This is a genomic window from Streptomyces sp. NPDC014006, assembly GCF_043088925.1.
GTDB lineage: Bacteria > Actinomycetota > Actinomycetes > Streptomycetales > Streptomycetaceae > Streptomyces.
Genome location: NZ_JBICAJ010000005.1, coordinates 266,956 through 288,698, shown reverse-complemented (window position 1 = coordinate 288,698; position 21,743 = coordinate 266,956). Strand labels below are relative to the sequence as shown.

At 73.6% G+C, this 21,743-nt stretch carries 23 protein-coding genes and 1 pseudogene; 9 read left to right on the top strand and 15 right to left on the bottom strand.

What is annotated here, in order from left to right; all coding sequences use genetic code 11:
- Window positions 1-2: 2 nt before the first annotated feature.
- Window positions 3-701: a TetR/AcrR family transcriptional regulator gene (locus ACF1GV_RS19545; protein WP_391682281.1), complete on the top strand. Its 699-nt coding sequence runs from the start codon at window positions 3-5 to the stop codon at window positions 699-701.
- Window positions 702-774: 73 nt separating this feature from the next.
- Window positions 775-1,122, top strand: coding sequence for a DUF1330 domain-containing protein (locus ACF1GV_RS19540; RefSeq protein WP_391682278.1), 348 nt, complete (start codon window positions 775-777; stop codon window positions 1,120-1,122).
- Between the two features lie 40 nt (window positions 1,123-1,162).
- On the opposite strand, the gene ACF1GV_RS19535 is transcribed toward ACF1GV_RS19540, so the two are convergent.
- Both ACF1GV_RS19535 and ACF1GV_RS19530 read right to left on the bottom strand, forming a co-directional pair.
- The gene (locus ACF1GV_RS19535) at window positions 1,163-1,492 is read right to left on the bottom strand and encodes a TfoX/Sxy family protein (RefSeq protein ID WP_391682276.1); all 330 of its coding nucleotides are present in this window, start codon (window positions 1,490-1,492) and stop codon (window positions 1,163-1,165) included.
- Complete coding sequence (locus tag ACF1GV_RS19530; protein WP_391682274.1) at window positions 1,492-1,950, bottom strand: SRPBCC family protein; 459 nt, start codon at window positions 1,948-1,950, stop codon at window positions 1,492-1,494. The genes ACF1GV_RS19535 and ACF1GV_RS19530 overlap by 1 nt, the downstream gene beginning before the upstream one ends.
- Before the next feature lie 150 nt (window positions 1,951-2,100).
- Between ACF1GV_RS19530 and ACF1GV_RS19525 the strand changes: the two genes are divergently transcribed.
- Entirely contained in the window at window positions 2,101-3,324 is a 1,224-nt protein-coding gene (locus ACF1GV_RS19525; protein ID WP_391682271.1) for a sensor histidine kinase, read from the top strand.
- Entirely contained in the window at window positions 3,321-3,986 is a 666-nt protein-coding gene (locus tag ACF1GV_RS19520) for a response regulator (protein WP_391682269.1), read from the top strand. Before ACF1GV_RS19525 ends, ACF1GV_RS19520 begins: the two co-directional genes overlap by 4 nt.
- On the opposite strand, the gene ACF1GV_RS19515 is transcribed toward ACF1GV_RS19520, so the two are convergent.
- Entirely contained in the window at window positions 3,947-4,240 is a 294-nt protein-coding gene (locus tag ACF1GV_RS19515) for a DUF6332 family protein (protein WP_363265433.1), read from the bottom strand. The genes ACF1GV_RS19520 and ACF1GV_RS19515 overlap by 40 nt on opposite strands.
- Window positions 4,241-4,310: 70 nt before the next feature.
- Entirely contained in the window at window positions 4,311-5,801 is a 1,491-nt protein-coding gene (locus tag ACF1GV_RS19510; RefSeq protein ID WP_391682266.1) for an MFS transporter, read from the bottom strand.
- 86 nt (window positions 5,802-5,887) lie between these two features.
- Between ACF1GV_RS19510 and ACF1GV_RS19505 the strand changes: the two genes are divergently transcribed.
- Window positions 5,888-6,283, top strand: coding sequence for a MarR family winged helix-turn-helix transcriptional regulator (locus ACF1GV_RS19505; RefSeq protein WP_391682952.1), 396 nt, complete (start codon window positions 5,888-5,890; stop codon window positions 6,281-6,283).
- Between the two features lie 30 nt (window positions 6,284-6,313).
- On the opposite strand, the gene ACF1GV_RS19500 is transcribed toward ACF1GV_RS19505, so the two are convergent.
- From ACF1GV_RS19500 to ACF1GV_RS19475, 6 genes and pseudogenes are all read right to left on the bottom strand, one after another.
- Window positions 6,314-7,054: a maleylpyruvate isomerase family mycothiol-dependent enzyme gene (locus ACF1GV_RS19500; protein WP_391682264.1), complete on the bottom strand. Its 741-nt coding sequence runs from the start codon at window positions 7,052-7,054 to the stop codon at window positions 6,314-6,316.
- Window positions 7,055-7,158: 104 nt separating this feature from the next.
- Window positions 7,159-7,614 (bottom strand): VOC family protein, encoded by a 456-nt coding sequence (locus tag ACF1GV_RS19495; protein ID WP_391682262.1) that lies wholly within the window; start codon window positions 7,612-7,614, stop codon window positions 7,159-7,161.
- Between the two features lie 43 nt (window positions 7,615-7,657).
- Window positions 7,658-8,521, bottom strand: coding sequence for a helix-turn-helix domain-containing protein (locus tag ACF1GV_RS19490; RefSeq protein ID WP_391682259.1), 864 nt, complete (start codon window positions 8,519-8,521; stop codon window positions 7,658-7,660).
- A 60-nt stretch (window positions 8,522-8,581) separates the two neighbouring features.
- A complete protein-coding gene (locus ACF1GV_RS19485; RefSeq protein WP_391682256.1) occupies window positions 8,582-9,088 on the bottom strand; it encodes a DUF4232 domain-containing protein in 507 nt (168 codons plus the stop codon).
- A 98-nt stretch (window positions 9,089-9,186) separates the two neighbouring features.
- Window positions 9,187-10,231 (bottom strand): annotated as a pseudogene (locus ACF1GV_RS19480) (LacI family DNA-binding transcriptional regulator).
- 76 nt (window positions 10,232-10,307) lie between these two features.
- Window positions 10,308-11,159, bottom strand: coding sequence for a class I SAM-dependent methyltransferase (locus ACF1GV_RS19475; protein WP_391682254.1), 852 nt, complete (start codon window positions 11,157-11,159; stop codon window positions 10,308-10,310).
- A gap of 135 nt (window positions 11,160-11,294) precedes the next feature.
- Between ACF1GV_RS19475 and ACF1GV_RS19470 the strand changes: the two genes are divergently transcribed.
- The gene (locus ACF1GV_RS19470; RefSeq protein ID WP_391682251.1) at window positions 11,295-11,879 is read left to right on the top strand and encodes a TetR/AcrR family transcriptional regulator; all 585 of its coding nucleotides are present in this window, start codon (window positions 11,295-11,297) and stop codon (window positions 11,877-11,879) included.
- A 162-nt stretch (window positions 11,880-12,041) separates the two neighbouring features.
- On the opposite strand, the gene ACF1GV_RS19465 is transcribed toward ACF1GV_RS19470, so the two are convergent.
- A complete protein-coding gene (locus ACF1GV_RS19465; RefSeq protein ID WP_391682949.1) occupies window positions 12,042-13,235 on the bottom strand; it encodes an MFS transporter in 1,194 nt (397 codons plus the stop codon).
- A 251-nt stretch (window positions 13,236-13,486) separates the two neighbouring features.
- Here ACF1GV_RS19465 and ACF1GV_RS19460 point away from each other — a divergent pair, with 251 nt between their 5' ends.
- On the top strand, window positions 13,487-14,413 hold the full coding sequence (locus tag ACF1GV_RS19460) for an SMP-30/gluconolactonase/LRE family protein (protein ID WP_391682248.1): 927 nt from the start codon (window positions 13,487-13,489) through the stop codon (window positions 14,411-14,413).
- 32 nt (window positions 14,414-14,445) lie between these two features.
- Window positions 14,446-15,276 (top strand): ammonia-dependent NAD(+) synthetase, encoded by an 831-nt coding sequence (nadE, locus tag ACF1GV_RS19455; RefSeq protein ID WP_391682246.1) that lies wholly within the window; start codon window positions 14,446-14,448, stop codon window positions 15,274-15,276.
- 100 nt (window positions 15,277-15,376) lie between these two features.
- On the opposite strand, the gene ACF1GV_RS19450 is transcribed toward nadE, so the two are convergent.
- Complete coding sequence (locus ACF1GV_RS19450; protein WP_391682947.1) at window positions 15,377-17,188, bottom strand: glycoside hydrolase family 35 protein; 1,812 nt, start codon at window positions 17,186-17,188, stop codon at window positions 15,377-15,379.
- Between the two features lie 191 nt (window positions 17,189-17,379).
- Between ACF1GV_RS19450 and ACF1GV_RS19445 the strand changes: the two genes are divergently transcribed.
- Window positions 17,380-18,492, top strand: a complete 1,113-nt coding sequence (locus tag ACF1GV_RS19445) for a LacI family DNA-binding transcriptional regulator (RefSeq protein WP_391682243.1) — start codon at window positions 17,380-17,382, stop codon at window positions 18,490-18,492.
- Between the two features lie 143 nt (window positions 18,493-18,635).
- Here ACF1GV_RS19445 and ACF1GV_RS19440 read toward each other — a convergent pair whose 3' ends face one another.
- The 3 genes from ACF1GV_RS19440 to ACF1GV_RS19430 all read right to left on the bottom strand — a co-directional run bounded on the left by ACF1GV_RS19440 (window position 18,636) and on the right by ACF1GV_RS19430 (window position 21,676).
- Window positions 18,636-20,216, bottom strand: a complete 1,581-nt coding sequence (locus ACF1GV_RS19440) for an adenosine deaminase (protein ID WP_391682240.1) — start codon at window positions 20,214-20,216, stop codon at window positions 18,636-18,638.
- Between the two features lie 297 nt (window positions 20,217-20,513).
- The gene (locus tag ACF1GV_RS19435; RefSeq protein WP_363265419.1) at window positions 20,514-20,891 is read right to left on the bottom strand and encodes a hypothetical protein; all 378 of its coding nucleotides are present in this window, start codon (window positions 20,889-20,891) and stop codon (window positions 20,514-20,516) included.
- A gap of 77 nt (window positions 20,892-20,968) precedes the next feature.
- Window positions 20,969-21,676 carry an SDR family oxidoreductase gene (locus ACF1GV_RS19430; RefSeq protein ID WP_391682237.1) on the bottom strand — a complete coding sequence of 236 codons (708 nt, stop codon included), beginning with the start codon at window positions 21,674-21,676 and terminating at the stop codon, window positions 20,969-20,971.
- Window positions 21,677-21,743 lie beyond the last annotated feature (67 nt).

Genomic DNA, 21,743 nt, shown 5'->3' with positions numbered 1-21,743 from the left:
CCATGAGCAGGGACATCGCGCGGGGCGCCCGGGCCCGGGCCAGGATCGAGATCACCGCCGCCATCAAGGACGAGGCGCGCAGACAGCTGGCCGAGGAGGGGGCCGCCAAGCTCTCGCTGCGAGCGGTCGCCCGGGCCCTCGGCATGGTCTCCTCCGCCCTCTACCGCTACTTCCCCAGCCGCGACGACCTGCTGACCGCGCTCATCATCGACGCCTACGACTCCCTCGGCGAGGCCGCGGAGTCCGCCGCCGCGGCGGTCGCCGACGCCCCGCCCGCCCGGCGCTGGACGGAGGTCTGCGAGGCCGTACGCCACTGGGCGCTGGCGCATCCGCACGAGTACGCCCTCATCTACGGCTCACCCGTGCCGGGCTACAGCGCGCCGATGACGACCGTGCCGCCCGCCGCCCGCGTCGGCCGCCTGTGCTTCGCAATCGTCGGCGACGCCCACCGCGCGGGCGTGCTGACCGAGCCCCCTGTGCCGGCAGCCCTGCGGGACGAGGCCGCCCGGATGGCCGCCGACCTCGCCCCCGACCTCCCCCCGGAGACGGTGACCGCCCTGGTGGCGGCCTGGGCGCAGCTGTTCGGACTGGTGAACTTCGAGCTGTTCGGCCAGTTCAACCGGGTGGTGGAGGGCCGCGAGGAGTTCTTCCGGCACGCGGCGCTCCGGCTGGCGGAGGGCGTCGGCCTGCCGCTTACCTGAGAGGTCATCGACCCCGGGGCGGGCTGCTGCCACGATCGTGGGTGTCAGCAGCCCGAGGAGATCGGAGGACCCCATGACCGCCTACGTGATCGGCCATCTACGGGAGGCCGCGCCGCACCTGGAGATCGCCGAGTACATCGAGCGCATCGGCGCCACGTTCGCGCCGTACGGCGGGCGCTTCCTCGTCCACGCGGCACAGCACGAGGTGAAGGAAGGCAGCTGGCCGGGGCACGTGGTGGTGATCGCCTTCCCCGGCCTGGACGAGGCCCGGTCCTGGTGGGACTCGCCCGCCTACCGGGAGATCGCCCCCCTGCGCTCCCGCCACATCGAGGGCGACATCATCTTCGTCCCGGGCGTCCCCGAGGCCTACGACCCAACGGCGACGGCTCGGGCGATGCGGGAGGCGATGGCGGCGGGGTAGTGCCGGCCGGACCGCTCCCGCCTGCCCGTCGGCGAAGCCCTCACTTCGGCGGCAGGCCCGCCGCGAAGATGCGCCCCTCGGTGACCCACATGGTGAGCGCGTCGTCCTCGGCCACGGAGGGGCCGGCCACCACCACCCAGCCGCGCATGGGACGGCCGGACATGTCGAAAACGCGCGCCCCCGGCCGGGCCAGCGCGGCCTCGGTGCCGTCCGGCGCCACCCGCACCAGCAGGTCGTCCCCGGTCACCGCGACCGCCATGTTGCCGCCCAGCAGGAAGGCGAGCCCGCCGAACATGCGCTTCTCGGCGAGCTCCGGCGCACCGTGCAGCAGAGCCCGGACCCGCTCGGCGAGCCCTTCGTCGTACGCCATCACACGCCTCCGTCCCGCTCGGTCAGCCGCCGTTCGAGGTCCCGCAGGTCCCTGGTGAGGGAGGAGCGGACCTGCCGGGCCAGCAGGGGCGCCGCCGGACGGAAGAGACCGCCCGGACCGCCGCGCACGCGGATGGCAGCCAGCGTGCCGCGCGGGTCGGGCGCGAAGGTGTACGTCACGTGCATCGGCATGGGCCCGGCCACGGAGACCATGTCCAGCAACCGGGGCGGCTCGTACGCGGCCACGCGCAGCACATAGTCGATGCGCCGCCTCAGGAAGTACGCCGTGCGCGTGACCTCGGCGCCCGTTCCGAAGCCGCCCGTGTCCGCCGGCCGGGTCAGCTCGGCCCGCCGGATGCCCTGAGTCCAGCGGCTGTCGTTGCGCCAGTCCATGGCGTACGCGGCCACCTCCTCGGCCGGCACAGGGATCGTGCGCCGCACCGTCACGTCGATCGTCATCCTGCACCCGCCTCACCGCGCGCCGGCCCCGCTACCAGGATGACCGCCCCGCACCTCGCGCGCTGTCCGGCGGCGTACTTCCCGGGGAGTACGTGTGATCACCTCGCCCGGCTGACGCCTCGCGGCGCGCGGGGCGTCTAGCGTGACGGCATGGAGCGAGAGCGTGTGCGCGGCGGCCCGCCGCAGTGGTGGCGCCAGGGGCCGCCGTGGGCGGGCCGGAGGGACGAGACGGACCACCGCGCGCACTGGCCCTGGCCGTCGACTCTGATCGTCACGGCCGTCGTGCTGGCCGGCTCGCACTTCGCCGCGCACCAGCAGCACGGCGCACGGGCCCCGCTCGACACGTTCGCGCGCGTCCTGCTCGTCGTCGCAGCCGGGCTGCTGCTGTGGCGCAAGCGGTACCCGGCGGCGGTCGTCTTCGGCACGTCCGCGGCCACCATGGTCTACCTGGGGGCCGGTTATCCGTACGGCCCGGTGTTCCTCACCGTCGCCGTGGCCTGCTTCAACGCGATCCTGGCCGGGCGCCGGTGGGCCGCCTGGTCGGCCGTCGGGATGCTGTGGGCCGGTCATGTGGTGATCGCGCACTGGCTCTACCGCTGGCTGCCGCCGTCCGGGGACACGGCCGCACCCTGGGGGCAGGAACTCGTCGTCGCCACCTGGGTGGTGGCGATCGCCGCCGTCGCCGAGCTGGCCCGGGCCCGACGCGAGCAGTGGGCGCGCGAGCGCGCCGAGCGGGCGCAGGCCGCGAAGCGGCGCGCCGACGAGGAGCGGCTGCGCATAGCCCGCGAACTGCACGACGTCCTCGCGCACAGCGTCTCCGTGATCAATGTGCAGGCCGGTGTCGGCCTGGCCCTGCTGGACTCCGACCCGGAGCAGGCCCGCCAGGCCCTCACCACCATCAAGGCCAAGAGCAAGGAGGCGCTCGGCGAGGTGCGCCAGGTCCTCGACACCCTGCGCGCACCCGGCGCCGCGCCGCGATCTCCCTCGCCGGGCCTGGACCGGCTGCCGGAACTGGTGGAGCAGGCGGCGAGCGCCGGCCTCGCCGTCGACGTCGAGGGCACGGCCCCGCCGCTCGCCCCGGGCGCCGATCTCGCCGCGTTCCGCATCGTCCAGGAGGCCCTCACCAACGTCGTACGGCACTCGCAGTCGCGGCACGCGCGCGTGCGGCTGGACCACAGCGGACGTGCGCTGCGGCTGCGGATCGACGACGACGGACCGGCGTCCGGCGCGGACGCGGGCGGCAGCGGCAACGGGCTGGCCGGAATGCGGGAGCGGGCGGCCGCGCTGGGTGGCACGATCGAGGCGGGTCCGCGCCCCGACGGCGGCTGGCGGGTGCTGGCCGAACTGCCCTTGAACAGCAAGGAGGACCGGTGATCCGGGTACTGCTCGCCGACGACCAGTCGCTGGTCCGCGCGGGGTTCCGGGCGTTGCTCGACGCCCAGCCGGACATCGAGGTGGCCGGGGAGGCCGCCGACGGCGAGCAGGCGGTGCGCGCGGTCGCCGAACTGCGGCCGGATGTCGTACTGATGGACATCCGCATGCCCCTGCTGGACGGCCTGGCCGCCACCCGCCGCATCACGGACGACGAGCGGCTTGCGGAGGTGAAGGTGGTCATGCTGACCACCTTCGAACTCGACGAGTACGTCTTCGAGGCGTTGCGCGCGGGCGCCTCCGGCTTCCTGGTCAAGGACACCGAGCCGGAGGAACTCCTGCGCGCGGTACGGGCGGTGGTGGCCGGTGACGCGCTGTTGTCACCGGGGGTGACGCGGCGGCTGATCGCCGAGTTCGCCGCCCGGTCCAAGGCACCGGCGGCCGTGAAGACACTGTCCCGGCTCACCGAGCGGGAGCGGGAGGTGCTCGCCCTGGTCGGGCTCGGCCTGTCCAACGAGGAGATCGCCCGGCGCCTGGTGGTCAGCCCGCTCACCGCGAAGACCCATGTCAGCCGCACGATGGTGAAGCTGGGCGCCCGCGACCGGGCCCAACTCGTCGTGCAGGCCTATGAGTCGGGGTTGGTCCGGCCGGGCTGGCTGGGCTGAGACCGGCCGCCGGGATGCCGGAACCGCAGCAGCACGCTGACGACGCGCGCGAAGAACAGCACCGGCGCGACGATCTCCCCGGCCTTGACCAGCAGCAGCTCGGCCGTCCTCGGCAGGTCGAACAGCAGCGCCGGACCGGCGATCGCCCCGAAAACGACGGCCGCCGCGAACGCCGCGCTGCACAGCGCGTACCCGATCTCCACCGTCGCCGCGTCCTGCTCGGCCCTGGTACGCCGTCCCCCGTAGTACTCCACACGGCGAGTCAAACAGCCGGGTGCCCGGCGGGCAAGCAACCCGCCGGGCACCCTTGGAGGCGAAGTCCCCTCAGTCACGGACCGGGACGCGGTCCGTCTTCGCCTCCGTCACGGTGGACCGTGCGACCACGACCGAGTGCTGCGGGCGCCGCTTACCCACGCCGGTCAGGCTGATCAGGAGTCCGGCGAGGGCGATGCCCGTCGCCACCACGAACCCGGGCCGGTAGCTGTCCAGGACGGCCTGCGGGGTGGCGTGGGCCGGGGCGTTCGCGGTGACCACGGCCGTCACCACGGCCAGGAAGATCGCCCCGCCCACCTGCACCGAGGTGTTCAGCAGCCCGGAGACCATGCCCTGCTCGTGGTCCTCGACGCCGTTGGTGGCCTGGATGTTGAGCGAGGGGAAGACCAGCGCGCACGCGGCGCCGATCAGCAGCATCGACGGCAGGATCGCCGCCGCGTACACCGGGTCCAGGTCGACGTTCAGGAACAGGGCGTAGCCGGCGGCCATCAGCGCGAAGCCCGCCGGGATGAGCCGCCGCGTGCCGAACCGGTCGACGATCGAGCCGACCTTGGTCGAGGACACCGCCACCAGCGCGCCGGCCGGCAGGAAGGCCAGCGCGGTGTGCAGCGCGGACCAGCCGAGCAGGGACTGCATGTAGAGCGTGGTCAGGAACTGGAAGCCGACGTAGGAGCCGAAGAAGGCCACCGCGCCGAGCTGGGCGCGCACCTGGTTGCCGGAGCGCAGCACCCCGAGCCGCACCAGCGGACCCGCCGAGCGCCGCTCGACCAGGACGAACGCGGTCAGCAGGACCGCCACGGCGAGGAACGACAGCAGGGTGCGCGCCGACGCCCAGCCGGCCTGGGGGGCCTGGACGACGGTGAAGACCAGCAGCAGCATCGAGGCGGTGCCGAGGACGGCGCCGGGGATGTCGTAGCCGTTGTGGTTCTCCTCGCGGGCGCTGCGCGGCAGCAGCTTCAGGCCGGCCAGCAGGGCGATCAGGGCGATGGGTGCGGGCAGCAGCATGGTCAGGCGCCAGCTGGCCTCGGTGAGCAGCCCGGACAGCACCAGGCCCATGGAGAAGCCGGTGGCCGCGCACGTGGTGTAGATGGACAGGGCGCGGTTGCGCAGCGGACCCTCGGGGAACGTGGTCGTGATGATCGACAGGCCGGCGGGTGCGGTGAAGGCGGCGCTCAGGCCCTTGATGAAGCGGCTGGCGATCAGCAGCGGACCGGAGTCGACGAGGCCGCCCAGCAGTGAGGCGAGCGCGAACACGCCGAGCGCGACCAGGAACACCTGACGCCGGCCCAGCAGGTCGGCGGTGCGTCCGCCGAGCAGGAGCAGACCGCCGTAGCCGAGGATGTAGCCGCTGACGATCCACTGCAGGGTCGAAGTGGACAGGTGCAGGTCGGCGCCGATGGACGGCAGGGCCACACCGACCATCGACACGTCGAGCGCGTCGAGGAACATCGCGGCGCAGAGCACCAGCAGGGTGCCCCACAGCCGGGGGGTCCAGCGCACCGTCGCGGACGCGGACGCCGAGGGGATGAGCGGAGAGGTCATGGCCCGGACTCTTCCATGCGTGTGCATTCAATGCAAGCGCATTTAATGATGGTGCAATGAAATCGCTTCTCTGCTACGGTGCCGACATGGCGGCGAAGAAGGCCGAACAGGCGCTCGTGGACCAGTGGCGGGACATCCTCGCGCTGCACGCCCGCACCCAGTGCGAACTGGACCGGGCACTCGGCGGGCACGGCCTGTGCGCAAGCGACTTCGAGGTGCTCGACGTCCTCGCGGAGGGCACGCCCGCGGACGGTTCCCCGGCCTGGCGCGTCCAGGAGATCGCCGACCGGGTCCACCTCAGCCAGAGCGCACTGTCCCGGCTCATCGCCCGGCTGGAGAAGGATGGCCTGGTGGACCGCGCACTGTGCGCGGAGGACCGGCGGGGCGTGCGCGTCGCCCTCACCGACCAGGGCCGCGCGCTGCACGGCGAGGTGCGGCCGGTGCAGCGCGCGGTGCTGACGAGGATGCTGGCGGACGGCTGAGAAGACCCCGGCCGACCGCCGGCCCCGGGATCAGATGATCGCCGACTTCTCCCGCCACAGGTTCGCCAGTGCGGGGTCACCCGTCACGGACGGCACCGGGACGCGGTTCCACAGCGCCAGGTACAACTGCTCGGCCCCACCGGCCAGTTCGGTCTCCGCCTCGCCGGAGTCACCGCGCACGGCCACGGGCGGCTCCGCCGACAGCCGTACGGTCCACACCGCGTCGTCCGTGTCCGTCGCGCGCACGCGCAGGACCCGCGGCTCCTCGGTCCGCACGCGGCTCTTCGGCCGGGCGTGGAAGCCGCGCAGCAGCTCGTCGATGCCGTCCGCCGCGAAGCGGGTGCCGATCGGGGTGGGCGTGCCGCCGCGCGCGGACTCGGCGTCATAGCGGTGGATCGCCGTCTCGTGCGCCTGCCGGCGGGCCCAGAAGGTCAGCGCGGAGGCGACGGGCACGGGAAGGAACGTCCAGGCCGGCGCGTCCGCCGGGGCGGCCGCCAGGGTGTCGACCAGGTTGCGGTGGCTGTCCCGGTACCAGCGCAGCAGCTCCCCGCCGTCCAGCTCCGGCTCGGTGTCGATGGGCCGCGGCTCGGTGATGCCCTCGGCGACGAAGCGGGCCGCCCAGCGGTGTACGGCGCCGGTGTGCCGCAGCAGGTCCCGCACCTGCCAGTCGGGGCAGGTCGGCACCTTCGCCTCCGGCCCCGCCTCCTCGGCGGACGCGGCCAGCAGGGCGCCCTCACGGCGCAGGATGTCAACGAACTCGGCTGTCTGCATGGGAGTGAGTGTGCCGGATGGAGCGGGCTCGAGGGCAGGGCCGGCCGAACGGCGGACGCTTCACCGGTGTGCTGCCGGCGCCCTGCCGGCCGTGGTGGGGCGGGTCAGTGCGGTTCGCCGGGATACGTGCCGAAGTTCCACAGGTTGCCCTCGGGGTCGCGGGCGGCGAAGTCGCGGGAGCCGTAGTCGGTGACGTGCGGCTCGGAGACGATTTCGGCGCCGGCCGCCGTGGCGCGCGCGTACACCGCGTCCGGGTCGGCCGTGACGACGTACGCGCCGAACGAGCCCGGCTGGAAACGCCACGCGTCCTGCTTCGCGTCCGGACGCAGCGAGCCCAGCATGACGCCGCCGCCCTCCGGCCAGGCCAGCTCCGCGTGCTGCACCAGGTCGTCGTCCCCGTCGCTGTCGTACACGACGGTCTCCCGGAAGCCGAAGGCGTCCACCAGGAAGCGGATGAGGGCGCGCGCGTCCCGGGCGCGCAGGGTCGGCCAGACCTGCGGCGCGGGCGGGCGCGGTGAGGTACCGGCCGGGGCGGTCGTGGTCTGCGGGTTCGTGCTCATGGCGGTGGTTCCCTTCGGTGAGGATCGGGTGACACCGTCAGGATCAGGCGGGCGGGCTGTGCCCGGCTTGGATGTTTCGGAACTCCCTGGCGAGCCACACGCTCGGGGCGCAGGACGCCAGCGCGGTGAACTCGCGGTCCAGGTGCGACTGGTCCGCATAGCCCAGGTCGGCGGCCAGGCCGGCGAGGCCGGGCCGGTGCCCTCGGGCGGCGAGCCGGCGCCTGGCCCGGTCGAAGCGGACGACGCGGGCCGCCGCCTTCGGCGTCAGGCCGATCTCCTGGCGGAAACGGGTGCGCAGATGCCGGTCGCTCCAGCCGACCTCGGCGGCGAGCGCGTCGATCCGTACCCGGCCGCCGTCCGCGAGCAGCCGCCGCCACGCCTGGACGACCTCGGGCGCGACCTCGGCCGCCGGGGCCGTGTGCCGGGCCAGACGGCGCAGCAGCCAGCCGTCGACGGCGGCGAAGCGGGCCGGCCAGTCGGCGGCCGAGCGCAGCCGTTCGTGCACCTCGGCCACCTCGGCGCCCAGCACGTCGCCGGCGGGCACGTCCGTACCGGCCAGCTCGCCCGCCGGCAGCCCCAGCAGCAGCCGGGCCCCGAGAGGGCTGAGCGCCACCTGGACGCCGGACTGGCGGCCGGGCACGGCGATGTGCGCGGGCGCCAGGTGCAGTCCGCCCAGCAGCGTCGGGTAGTCACCGCCGGGCGCCCGCGGGTCGGGGTGCGCGGCGATGCTGAGCGGCTCGTCGAGGGTGAGGATCAGGGTCAGCCACGGCGACGGCAGCCCGAGGTGCCGGCCGTGCGGGACGCCGCGCTGACGGTAGCCCGAGTACCAGCCCACCAGGCCGCGCAGCGGGGCTGCGGGGGCCGTGTGCAGGGCCTCGTCCACGGGGCCGCTCGTCTCGGGCGCCATGGGGACATTGTCCCGCGCACTGCGCACTGCGCACTGTGGCTCGCGGACCGTGGACCGCGGTCAGCGCGATATCGGTGTGACGGTGAAGACGTTCGAGCAGACGCGGAGCGACGCGGGAACCAGGAGGGCCTGGCGCGAGCCGGGCGGATAGACCCGCAGATACGTGCCGGTGGGCCGGCACGGGCCGCCGATCGGGCCGTTGGTCGTGTGGATCACGGCGCTGACCGTCTGCGCCGGGCGCAGCGTCACCGTGGCGACCGACTGCCCGGTGCGTGTGGCCGCCGGACCGGTCTGCCGGTGGGCGACGTCCAGCACGCTCACGCCGGGGTACCCGCGCAGCGCGCAGGAGCCGGTGCCGGTGTTGGTGAACCGTAGGGGCCAGTACAGCTGGCCGGCGCCGTGGTCCTGGCGCCCCATGGAGAGGTACAGGTTGCTCGCGGCGCACGTGGGCACCGCGGCGCTCGCCGGCTGCGCGGCCACGGCAGCGGCGGCGGCTCCGCCGGCGACGACCGCGGCCGCGAGGCCGGCGGCGGCCAGCTTGCGGGGGAGGGAGAGGGAGAGTGGCATGGCACGACACCTCCGTGGGATGTGTGTCGACGGCCCGGTGAAGGATGCGGGCCGATGGCCGTGAAAGCCGCAAATCGCGTCTCTGTTCCTTGAGACACCTATAAGCCGGTGAAGGTTGCATCCGATGTGTCACGACCGCCCGTGCTCTCCCGCACGATGAGCCGGTGCCCCACCACCTCGTCCCGTGCGGTCACCGTGTCCGGTGCGTCGATGCGCTCCACGAGCAGGGACACCGCGGCCCGGGCGATGCCCTGTTTGTCGGGGGCCACCGTGGTCAGACTCGGCACGCTGAAACGGGAGGCCTCGATGTCGTCGAAGCCGACCACGTCCACCTCGTCCGGCACGCTCCGTCCCCGCTCGTGCAGCGCGCGCAACGCGCCGAGGGCGAGGTGGTCGTTGAGGCAGAGCAGGGCGTCGGGCCGCGGATCGCGGTCCATCAGCGCGGCCGCCGCCCGCGCGCCGTCCTGCCAGAGGGAGGCGTCCACCGGCACCACCAGGTCCGCGTCGAACCGCACCCCCGCAGCCCGCAGCGCCTGGCGGTAGCAGTCGGTGCGCAACCGGCCGGTGCCCTGCGGGCCGCGCACGGTCCCGCCGACGACGGCGATCCGGCGCCGGCCCCGCGCGAGCAGATGGGCGGCGGCCTCCCGCGCCGCCCGTACGTTGTCGATGCCGACGTGGTCGCCGCCGCCCTCGGCGGACCGCTCACCGAGCAGCACCACCGGAAGCCGCGGGTCCCGGGTGGCGAGGTCGCGGGGGAGCAGGGAGAGCGGGCTGAGGATCACACCGTCGGAGAACTGCGCGTCGAAGCCGTGCAGCGCCGCCAGCTCCCGCTCCCGCACACCGCCGGTCTGGTGCAGCAGCAGTGCGCCCGCGCCGCTCCGCCTCCGCCATCACCTGCTTGGCCAGCTCGGCGAAGTACGCCACGTCCAGCTCGGGCACCGCGAGGGTGATCATGCCCGTACGGCCCTGGCGCAGCCGGCGTCCGGCGAGGTTGACGCGGTAGCCCAGTGCCCGGATCGCCTTCTGGACGGCGGCGCGGGTGTGCGCGGAGACGTGCTCGAAGTCGTTGATCACGTTGGACACCGTCTTGGGGGAGACGCCCGCGTACTCCGCCACGTCTTTGATCCTCGGTCTGGCCGCCACGTCGTCCCACCCCCTTGTGCTGCCGCGATCGTAGCGACCGGAGGCCCCCGGGAGACCGCTTCCGTCGCGGGACCGCTCAGCCGGCCGGGCGGTCCGCCGTGACCAGCCAGGACGTGCTGCGCAGCCGGACCGTGCCGTCCGCCGCCTCGTGGTGGCGCAGATGGGCGGTGAGCGTGCTGTGGGCGCGGGCCCGGGCGGTCGCGTCGGCCTGCTCCAGCAGGTGGCGGCCGGGGCCGGTACCCAGCAGGAAAGCCGCCGCGTCCTCGGCGTCGGCCCCCCACGTTCCGTCGGCCTGCACCTGCTGGACGCCGACATCGGTGAAGCCGGCCGTGGTGAGGACGGCGCGGATGCGGTCCGGTGCGGCCAGCGAGAACATGCCGGGAAGCCCCGGCGCCCCGAAGTCCCCGACGGGCAGGAGGCCGCGCAGTGACGCGATCGCCATCACCCAGTCGTTGAGCGAGGCCTCGGCCGGGCAGACGAACGCGAGCCGCCCGCCGGGGCGCAGGGCACGGCCCACGTTGCCGAAGGCGGCGGTGGGGTCGGCGAAGAACATCACCCCGTAGCGGCTGATCGCCGCGTCGTACGAGTCCGCCTCGAAGGGGTGCACCTGCGCGTCGCCCTGGACGAAGGAGAGGTTGGCGATGCCCTCCCGTTCCGCCCGGTCCCGTGCGGCGGCCAGCATCGGGCCGGACAGGTCGAGGCCCACCGCGTGCCCGCGCGGTGCCCGGAGTGCGGCGAGCCGCGTGGTCTGCCCGGAGCCGCAGCCGAGGTCGAGGACCCGGTGGGCACCGGTGATCCCGGCGGCGTCGAGGAGCGGCTCGTTGAAGTCCTGGTTCACGGCGTTCCAGCGGTCCTGGTGGCGGGCCCAGTGGTCGCCTTCCGGGCCGTTCCACGCCTGCGCCTGCTCGGTGTTGACGACGTCCGGCATGGTGCCTCCTGTGCTCGAGGGCGGAGAATGGGCGTACGCCCAAAGAATATGGGCAACCGCCCAAACTGGCAATGCCGGTTACGATCCGAGGCGTTGCGCCCGGGAGGGCGCAGCGGCGCGACGGAAGAGGGGTTCATGTCACCGCGTGGAGTGGCGACGCCGGACGTGCGCGAGCGGCTGTTCGCAGCGGCGGAGCGGGTCGTGGAGAGGGACGGGCCGGGCGCGCTCACCAGCCGGGCCGTCACCACCGAGGCGGGCTGCGCCAAGGGCCTGCTGCACGCGCACTTCGCCGGCCTGGACGAGTTCGTGGCCGAGCTGTGCCTCGACCGCTTCGCGCGTACGGCGGCGCGGGCCGAGGCCCTGTCCGGGCGCGTCGGGCAGCGCACGGTGGCGGAGAACCTCGACGCCGTCGCCCTCGCCCTGTTCGACTCCGGCGGCCCGGCCATCTCCGGCCTTGCCATGACCCGCCCCGCCGCCGCGCTGCGCATCCGCCAGGCGCTGGAGGGCGGGGCGCCCGGCTTCACGGCGATCCAGCAGGCCATCACCGGTTACCTGGAGGCCGAGCAGCGGCTCGGCAGGGTGGCGGACACCGTCGACCCGGCCACGGCGGCCCTCGCCGTCGTCGGCACCGCCCACCACCTGCTGATGACCAGCTGGCCGGGCGCCCCGGACCCACGGGCGCCGATGGAGCGCCTGGTGGCCGCGTTGGTGGGCGGCTAGGCGGGCCGGGGCGGCGCTGCCACCCGACCAGGGGAGCGCCGCCCCGCTTTGTCGGCCCGCCGGGTCAGCGGTCCGCTGTCTCGCGCGTCGCGAAGCCGACCGCCCCCACGGGCCCGCCGCCCCGCCGTCGTGTGACCCCGCCGCCCCATCGACCCCTCCGGGTCAGCGGACCGCCGATCCGCGCGTCGCGAAGCCGACCGCCGCCGCGATCGCCGCCAGGACCGCCACGCTCGTCAGGGCCACGGGCAGGGAGAACCAGTCGGCCATGAAACCGATCGCGGGCGGGCCGAGCAGCATGCCGCCGTACCCGAGGGTGGAGGCGACGGCGACGCCGCTCGGGCCGGCGAGCGCGCCCGCCCGTTCCACCGCGACCGGGAAGAGGTTGGCGAGGCCGAGCCCCGTCACGGCGAAGCCCAGCAGGGCGGCCCAGGCGGACGGCGCGAGCGAGGCGAGGAACATCCCGGCGGAGGCGATCGCGCCGCCCGCGACGACGGTGCGGGTGCGGCCGAGCCGTTCCAGCAGGGTCGTCCCGGTGAGCCGGCCGAGCGTCATCGCCAGCGCGAAGCAGGAGTAGCCGGCCGCGGCCAAGGCGGCCGAGGTGCCGAGGTCCTGCTCGAGGTGCAGGGCGCCCCAGTCCGCCATCGCGCCCTCGCCGTAGGCGGTGCACAGCGCGATCAGCCCGAAGACGACGACCAGCCCCCGGGTGCGCCGGTCAGGACGCCGCCCCGGCGCCTGCCCCGCCGTCTCACCGGGCGCCGCGGCCTCCCCGTCCGCCATTGCCTGCGGCACCAGGCCGCACCGGAGCAACGGCCGGCCCGCCACGGCCGTCATGACCAGCCCGATGACCGTCAGGCCGAGGAGGTGCTGGGTCGGCGTGAACCGTCCCGCCACCAGGCCGCCCAGCCCGGCGCCGACCATGCCGCCCAGGCTGAAGGCCGCGTGGAAGCTCGGCATGATCGGCCGCCGCATCACCGCGATCAGGTCGACCGCCGCACTGTTGAAGGCCACGTTGATGCCGCCGTAGGCCGCGCCGAAGACGAGGAGGACCGCCCCCAGCGTCGGCGCAGAGTGGGTGAGCGGGGGCAGGGCCACGCTGAGGGAGAGCAGGACGGCGCAGATGATGGTCACCCGGTGGCTGCCGTAACGGCGGCACAGCCGGCCGGTGAGCGTCATGGTGATCACCGCCCCGGCGGAGACACCGAGGAGCGCGAGGCCGAGGCCGCTCGCGGAGGCGCCGGTCTGGTGCTTGATGGCGGGGATGCGCACCACCCAGCCGGCGAAGACGAAGCCGTCGAGGGCGAAGAAGGCGGTCAGGACGGCACGGAGTCGGCCGAGTGGGGGCTGGTGACCCGGCACGGCGTTGTGCGAACGGGTTTTGTTTATTTGCGGCACAAAGTCAGGCTAGAAGCCCGTGCCGGACGGAGCAAGGGGATTGGCGGGGCGGAGCGTCCCCGCGACGCGGAGACGCCCGGTACCGGCGCGAGGCGTCACCGGCCCGCCCGTTCCACTGGGCTGACCAGCGCGGGAGGCCCGGCCCAGGACCGCGCCGGGCGCGCGCCGTGACGTATCGTCTGAGCGATGTCCGCAGGTACGGTGGAGGTGACGGCATGCCCGGTGAGCGACCGCAGCTGTACGAGATACTCGACGAGCGGTTCCGTACGGGCCGGTGTAACGCGGGCGACTCGCGGCTGGAGAAGCTCTACGACGGCTGCCGCTGGGCCGAGGGCCCGCTCTACGTGCCGGCCGGCCGGTACGTGCTGTGGAGCGACATCCCCAACGACCGCCTGCTGCGCTGGGACGAGACCACCGGCGCGGTCGGCGTCTTCCGAACGCCCGCCGGCCACCCCAACGGCAACACCCTGGACCGCGAGGGCCGCCTGATCACCTGCGAGCAGGGCAACCGCCGCGTCACCCGCACCGAACATGACGGTTCCCTCACGGTGCTCGCCGAGCGGTTCCGGGGCAAGCGGCTCAACAGCCCGAACGACGCCGCCGTGAAGTCCGACGGTTCGATCTGGTTCTCCGACCCCGACTTCGGGATCACCACCGACTACGAGGGGCACCGCGCCGACAGCGAGATCGGCGCCTGCAACGTCTACCGCGTGGACCCCGGCACCGGCGAGGTCCGGCTCGTCGCCGACGGCTTCAGCGGACCCAACGGGCTCGTCTTCTCCCGCGACGAGCGCCGGCTGTACGTCTCCGACAGCCGCGCCAACCACATCCGCGTCTTCGACGTCCGCGAGGACGGCACCCTCGGCGAGGGCGAGGTCTTCGCCGAGTGCAAGGCCGGCAGCTTCGACAACATCCGCTTCGACGACGCCGGCCGCCTGTGGGCCGCCGCCCTCGACGGCGGCGTGCACTGCTACGACCCCGACGGCACCCTCCTCGGCCGCATCCTGGTCCCTGACGTCGTCGCCAACATCCGCTTCGGCGGCGCCAAGCGCAACCGCCTGTTCATCGCCGCCGACACCGCCCTGTACTCCCTGGTCATGTCCGTCACGGGTGCCCCGCCGTTGCCGGGTACCCGTCCCTGAAGACCCAGCAGACCCGTACCGAAGGAGCAACCGTGACCGACCCGGCGTCCATGGCCGTGCAGCAGGAGATCGCCCGCGAGCTGGAGGTGAGCGCCGACTTCGACGCACAGCGCGAGATCGAGCGCCGGGTGGCGTTCCTCGCCGACCGGCTGACCTCCACCGGACTGCGCGCCCTGGTGCTGGGCATCAGCGGCGGCGTGGACTCCTCCACCGCGGGCCGGCTGTGCCAGCTCGCCGTGGAGCGGGCCCGGGCGGCCGGGCACGACGCGATGTTCTTCGCGATGCGGCTGCCCTACGGCGTCCAGGCCGACGAGCACGACGCGCAGCGCGCGCTGGAGTTCATCCGGCCCGACCGCGTGCTGACCGTCGACATCCGGCCCGCGAGCGACGCGGCCCTGGCGGCACTGCTGGCCGGTGACACGGTCTTCCGCGACGACCACCACCAGGACTTCGTGCACGGCAACGTCAAGGCCAGGCAGCGCATGATCGCCCAGTACGCGGTGGCCGGCGCGCACGACGGCCTGGTCGTCGGCACCGACCACGCGGCCGAGGCGGTCTCCGGCTTCTTTACCAAGTACGGCGACGGCGCCGCCGACGTGGTGCCGCTCACCGGCCTCACCAAGCGGCGCGTGCGGGCGCTGGCGGACGCCCTCGGCGCACCCGCCGAGCTGGTGTGGAAGACGCCGACCGCCGACCTGGAGACGCTGAACCCGGGCCGGCCCGACGAGGACGCCCTCGGCGTCACCTACGACGACATCGACGACTTCCTCGAGGGCAAGCCGGTCGGCGAGGAGGCCTTCGCCGCCATCGTCCACCGCTACCGGATCACGGAGCACAAGCGCCGCCTGCCGATCGCCCCGTGAGCCGGCCGGGCCCGGACGCCGGCTGATCGCCGTCCGAGCCGGGCCCGGGCAGGGAAGCCGTCCGCTCCCTGCCCGGCCCCGGCGTGCGCCGCCGTCCTTGTCAGTCGAAGGTCTCGACGTACTCCTCGGGCGGACCGAGGTCCGGCCGGTCCTCCAGGGCGATGCGCTCACCGAGGTGTTCGAGTTCCAGGACCGTCAGGGTGTTCTCACCCGGCCGCAGCATCGGCCCCGGGACGTAGTAGGTGGTCTGCGGGCCGACGTCCCAATAACGCCCGAGCAGCGTCTCGTTGACCCAGACGAACCCCTTGCCGAAACCGGGCAGACGCAGAAAGGTGTCGGCGGGCTCGCCGACGGTGAGGGTCGCGGTGGCGAGTCCCGCCCGTCCGTCGGCCGGCGCCGCCGCCGTGGCAACCGCCAGGTCCCGCGCGGTCCACTCGTCCAGCGGCAGCCGGTACATGGTCCAGCCGTGCACCAGCCGGCGCTCCACCCGCACCCCGCCGAGGATTCCCTTGCCCTGGCCGAGCAGCGGCCCGTAGTTGATCCGGCCCTGGTTCTCCACGAGCAGCGCCAGCCGGACCCGCCCCCCGGCCCCGTCCACTGTGAACGAGGCGGACTCCGTCTCGAGTACGGCCACGGGTGCGCCGTCGACGAACACCTGGGCCCGGTCGTGCAGTCCGGTCACCGTCACCTCGTGGCGGCCCTCGGGCAGCAGCGGTTCTGCCTCGTACAGCACCAGACCGGCCGACTGACCGAGCTGCTCGAAACCGAGCGGCGCCGGGGCGCGCACCGGTTCGCCCGTCGCGCGCAACGCGTCCAGCAGGGCGGCGCCGTGCGTCACAGGAAGGGAGCGGGGCGCAAGCACCGGCGGATCGGCGGGCACCGGGGGCAGACCGGAGCCGCGCACGGCGGCCAGCCGCTCCCGCAGTGCGAAGAACTTCTCGGTGAGCGCTCCGTGTTCGGCGATCGGCGCGTCCGAGTCGTAGCTGGTGACGGTCGGTCGGAGCCGGCCGCCGTCATGGTTGGCGCCCGCCCACAGACCGAAGTTGGTGCCGCCGTGCGCCATGTAGAGGCTGACCGAGCCGCCCGCGTCGAGGATGGCGCCGACTTCCTCGGCGGCGCTGCGGGCCGAGCGCACGTGGTGCTTCTCGCCCCAGTGGTCGAACCAGCCGTTCCAGAACTCCGCGCACAGGAACGGCTCGCCGGGCCGGCGCGCCCGCAGCAGCGCCGCCGCCTCCTCGGGCCGCGAACCGAACGTGGCCGCCGCCAGCTCCCCTGGCACGCTGCCCCCGTCCTGCATCAGCGCGGTCGGGCCGTCGGCGGTGTAGAGCAGCTCGGTGATCCCCCGCTCGACCAAGGCGTCGCGCACCCAGCGCACATAGGCCGCGTCGTCGCCGTAACTGCCGTACTCGTTCTCGATCTGCACCGCGACGACGGGCCCACCACGGCCGGCCTGCAACTCCGCGATGCGCGGCAGGACGTGGTCGAACCAGCGGCCCACCGCGTCCAGGAACGACGGGTCGGAGGTCCGCAGCTGCACGCCGGGCCTGCCGGTCAGCCAGGCGGGCAGCCCGCCGTTGTCCCACTCGGCACAGATGTACGGTCCGGGCCGCACGATCGCGTCCAGCCCCCGCTCCTGCGCCAGCCGCAGGAAGCGGGCGACATCGCGCCGGCCGTCGAAGCGGACGTCCCCCGGCGTGCCCTCGTGGAAGTTCCACGGCACATACGTGTCCACGGTGTTCAGCCCGAGCGCGGCGAGCCGGTCCAGCCGGTCGGCCCACTGCCCGGGGTGCACCCGGAAGTAGTGCAAGGAGCCGGCAAGCACACGGTGCGGCCGCCCGGCGCGCAGCAGCGCTCCGCCGGCGTACGTCAGAAGGGGAGCCGTCGCGCCGTGACCGCGACGTGTTATCGATATCCCGCCCGGGGAGGACGCTCCTCGACGGACAACGGACCGCTCCATATGTCTCCCCTTACAGCTGCCGACGGCCGCAACTATGGCAGACGATGTTATCGATGCCAACAGGGGCGAACACTGGCCGTCCACGCCCGCACCGGCCCCGCCATGTGGGCGATATCATCGAGCCCACCGACCCGGGGGAGGGGCACATGGCACATCGGACTGCCGCAGTGGACAGACCACCCGCCATGGCGGACGTGGCCCGGCTCGCGGGGGTCTCGGCACAGACCGTCTCCCGCGTGCTCTCCGGGCACCCGAACGTGCAGGACAAGACCCGCACCAAGGTCCTGGCCGCCGTCGAACAGCTCGGCTACCGCCGCAACAGCGCCGCCCGCGCACTGTCCTCCGGACGCAGCCGCACGATCGGCGTGGTGACCCTGCAGACCACGTTCTACTCGCGCGCCGCCGTCACCTCCGGCATCGAGAACGCGGCCCGCGAGGCCGGCTACACGGTCAGCACGGCGACGACGGCTTCGCTCGACACCTCCGCCATCGAGGACGCCCTCTCCCGCCTGGCCGACCAGGACGTCGAGGGCGTGATCCTGTCCGTGCCGCTCACCCACACCAGCCCGCGGATCGAACAGCTCACCCGCTCCGTCCCCACCGTCACCATCGACGGCTCCCGCACCGCCGCCACCGAGGTGGTCGCCGTCGACCAGACCCTGGCCGCCCGCCTCGCCACCCGCCACCTGCTCGACCTCGGCCACGACACGGTCTGGCACATCGCGGGCCCCGAGGAGTGGCTGGAAGCGGCGGCCCGCCGGGACGGCTGGCGCACGACCCTTCAGGAGGCCGGCCGCCCGGTCCCGCCCCCGCTGGAGGGCGACTGGTCACCCGCGTCCGGTTACCGCAACGGCCTGATCCTCGGCCGCATCCCCGACGCGACGGCGGTCTTCGTCGCCAGCGACGAGATGGCCTTCGGCGTGATCCGGGCCCTGCACGAACTGGGCCGCCGTGTGCCCGACGACATCTCCGTCGTCGGCGTCGACGACATCGAACTCGCCGAGTACTGCTCGCCCTCGCTGACCACGGTGGCCCAGCCGTTCACCCAGATGGGCGCCCTGGCGGTGGCCCACCTGCTGCGCCACATCGAGGACCCCGACGCCCGCGCGGAACCGGCGCTGGTGGAACCCCGCCTGAAGGTCCGCGCCAGCACCACCCGCAGCCGCGCACGGCGCGAAGGGGACGCCGCAGGCGCCCAAGAGGCGCGGGGAGCGGCGTGGGCAACCACCCCACCCCCGCCGGGGCCGCCGCAGGCATGAAGGGGTGCCGGGAACTGCGCGAGCAACCACACACAACGAAGCCCGCGGGGCCGCCGCAGGCGAAGGCACGCAATCCCAACGCCCCCGCAGGGACCGCCGCAGGAGCGACCCCAGCGCACCCCACGACGGTCCCCGGTGGAGCGTCAGCGTCCCAGCCCCACCGTCCGTTCGAAGCCCCGGAACGCGGCCTCCTGACGCCACTCGACGGCAGCCTTGGGGCTGTCGGCGAGAAGCCGACGACACGCACCCCCCGGCATGACCCGCCCGGGTTCGACGCCCCGGCAGGCCGCCACCGTCACATACCCGCCCCGCGTCGGATTGCCCCGCCACAGACTCTGCCCCGGCAGGAACGCGTACTCGAGCGAGGCCCGGGCGAGATCCTTCAGCTCCGGATACGACAGCCCGTACGTCTGCGCGGCGTACTGGTACTCGTGCGTGATGTCGATCCGGCTCACCCCGGGATCATCGGTGGCCAGCACCACCGGCACGCCGAAGGCACGGTACGTGGCGAAGGGATGATCGTCCCCCCGTACCCCGAGGATCTGCGCGTTGCTGCTGAACGGCACCTCGACGGCGACCTCCCGGTCCGCCATGGTCCGCGCCGTACGCTGCCAGTCGTCCTCGTGGACCAGGTCCACCCCGTGCCCGATCCGCTCGGCCCCGGCGACGTTCACCGCCTGGGCGATGTGGAACTTCAGATCGGCCGGCTTGACGAGCCCGGGCCACAACTCCCCGGCGTGCAGCGTGACATGGACCTTCGGGTAGACACCCCGCAGATACTGCACCATTCGCATCTGCAGGCTGTAGTCGCGCAGTGAGCTGTCCCAGTCCTCCGGCTGCACGAGGTTGACCGCGACGAACCGCTGGTCGCGCTCCGCGAGCCGCATCCCGAGGGCCAGCTGCGTGAACACCCGCTCCGGTGCGCTGCCCCGCGAAACCTGCGAGATCCACCGCACCTGAAGCCCGCACCCCGGCCGGGCCTGCCGCGTGCCGCAACGCGACGTCGCACGGAACTCGGCGTCGGAGTCGTCGGCCTCCTTGCGGGCCTCGGTCACCAGCGCGTCGAGCTTCCCGCCGGCCGTCAGCTTGCCGTGCAGGCGGGCCAGATCGGCATCCCACCCGACCTCACCGGCGAGCTTCTTCGCGCCGTCGGACGCGGGCGAGACCATGGTCTCCAGATAGAACTGGTTATTGCGTACGACGGTGTCGGCGACCTCGGAGAGCAGCTTGCCGCGATGCCGCCAGGTCACCTCGCCGAACTTGCCGAAGGTGTCGAAGAAGTGGTCGTGGCCGTTGCCGTCCGGCGGGAAGTCCTGCATGGACCACTCCCGCACCAGCGCGTCGTGGAAGGCGAGGTCGGTGCGCGCGTCGCCGGCCGGCCGGGTGCCGGGCCCGCAGGGCGGGGCCACCGCGGTCATCGTCGTGGTGTCGATGCACAGCCCGTCCTCGGCGGCCAGCTCGATCAGGTACTCGGTCGTCACCGCACCGGAGAGGTGGTTGTGCAGCTCGCCACCCTTGGGCATGGCCTCGAAGAAGCGGCGCAGCAGCCGTGGGTCGTCGCGAACGACGCGCAGGTAGGCGTCGGTGGTCCGCTCGGAGGGCGTGGCCGGCCGGGGCGCGGACGCGGCGGCGTGCACGGGCGGCACGGGCAGGAGACTCAGCACGCCGAGCGCGGCGGTGACCAGCAGGCCGCGACGGCGGGGGAGTGGGGAGTTGTACGTCACCGCCCCATGATCATCACGCGCGCACCGGGTGCCCCGGCAGCGCACCGGGCGATCACTCGCGGAGGCGACAGCGGTCAACCGCCGATGACGCGAGGCGGAGGGAAGCAACCACTCACGACGCGGGCCTGAGCACCGGATCTCACGGCCAGGCCGCACTCACTCCCGTGGCACCACGGCAGAGCGGGCGGTCGGCACGACGGGGGGCTTCGCGGCCGCCCGCGACGGCGCCGAACTCGTCCTGCCGGCCGCGACGTTGCGTGCCGCGGCCGGTCCCGGTCGAGGTGTGAAGGTCGTGGCTCAGGTGTCGGAGTAGCGGACGTCCCCGATGGTCCAGGCGGTGACGTCCCCGATGGCGACGCGGTACATGCCGCCGCTCTCGGGGATGCCCGTGGTGCCCTGGATGATCCGCGCCAGGTGGAAATGCAGGTGTGTGGGCGGCCTGGGGGGATCGGAGGGGTCCGGCTCCTCGTGGCCCGCGGTGAAGATCCCGGCGAACGGGCTGAGTCGCTCGGAGTCGCGCAGTACTTCGGCGACCCGCTGACGCCAGACCGTCTCGGGCGCGAGCCGCCCGGTGATCACGGCTCCGTCCACGACCACGGTCAGCGACATCTGTGTGCTGTGACCGGATTCCACGTGCGCGGCGATGTCGACCAGCAGCTTGTCAGGGTGTGACATGGGCCGACTCTATCCAAGCCGCTCCGCGCCCCGTCGCAGGCCCTCTGTTCTTCGGCCGCCGGCCCTTTGGTCCCACCTCACCAGGGCAGCACACCCGCGGCGTTCTGGAAGGTGCCCGTCGGGCCGTCCGCGCCCACGCGGGCCAGGCGCACGATGACCTCCGCACCCTCTTCGACTGTCTGGGTGCCGGTGTGGTGGTTGAGGTCCGTGGCGGTGAACCCGGGGTCGGCGGCGTTGATCCGGATGCCGGGGAACGCCTTGGCGTACTGCACGGTGAGCATGTTGACCGCGGCCTTGGACGACGGATACGCGATGTCGGGGTAGAAGTGGGCCGGTGACCCCGGGTCGGCGAGGGCCGCGGTGGCGGCCAGGCCGCTGCTGACGTTGACCACGACCGGGTGGGCCGAGCGCCGCAGCAGCGGCAGGAAGGCGTGCAGGACCCGGACCATGCCGAAGACGTTCGTCTCGAACACGGCCCGCATCGCGTCCGCGGTGGTCTGCGCCGGGTCCACGAAGGAGCCGTCGGGCCGGCGCGGCTCGATGCCGGCGTTGTTGACCAGGACGTCCAGGCCGCCTTCCGACTCCATGGTCTTGACCGCGGCGGCGACGGAGGCGTCGTCCGTGACGTCCAGCTGGACGAAGCGTGCCCCGAGCCGGTCCGCCGCGCGCCGGCCGCGCTCGGGGTCGCGGGCGCCGAGGTGGACGGTGTGGCCCGCCGCGAGCAGACGGCGGGCGGTCTCGAAGCCGAGACCCTTGTTGGCCCCGGTGATCAGTGTGTTCGTCATACGTCCAGCGTTCGCCTGCGGCGGGAGCGCAGCCAGACGACGGGTTGTCCTAGGAACGCCGGTACCA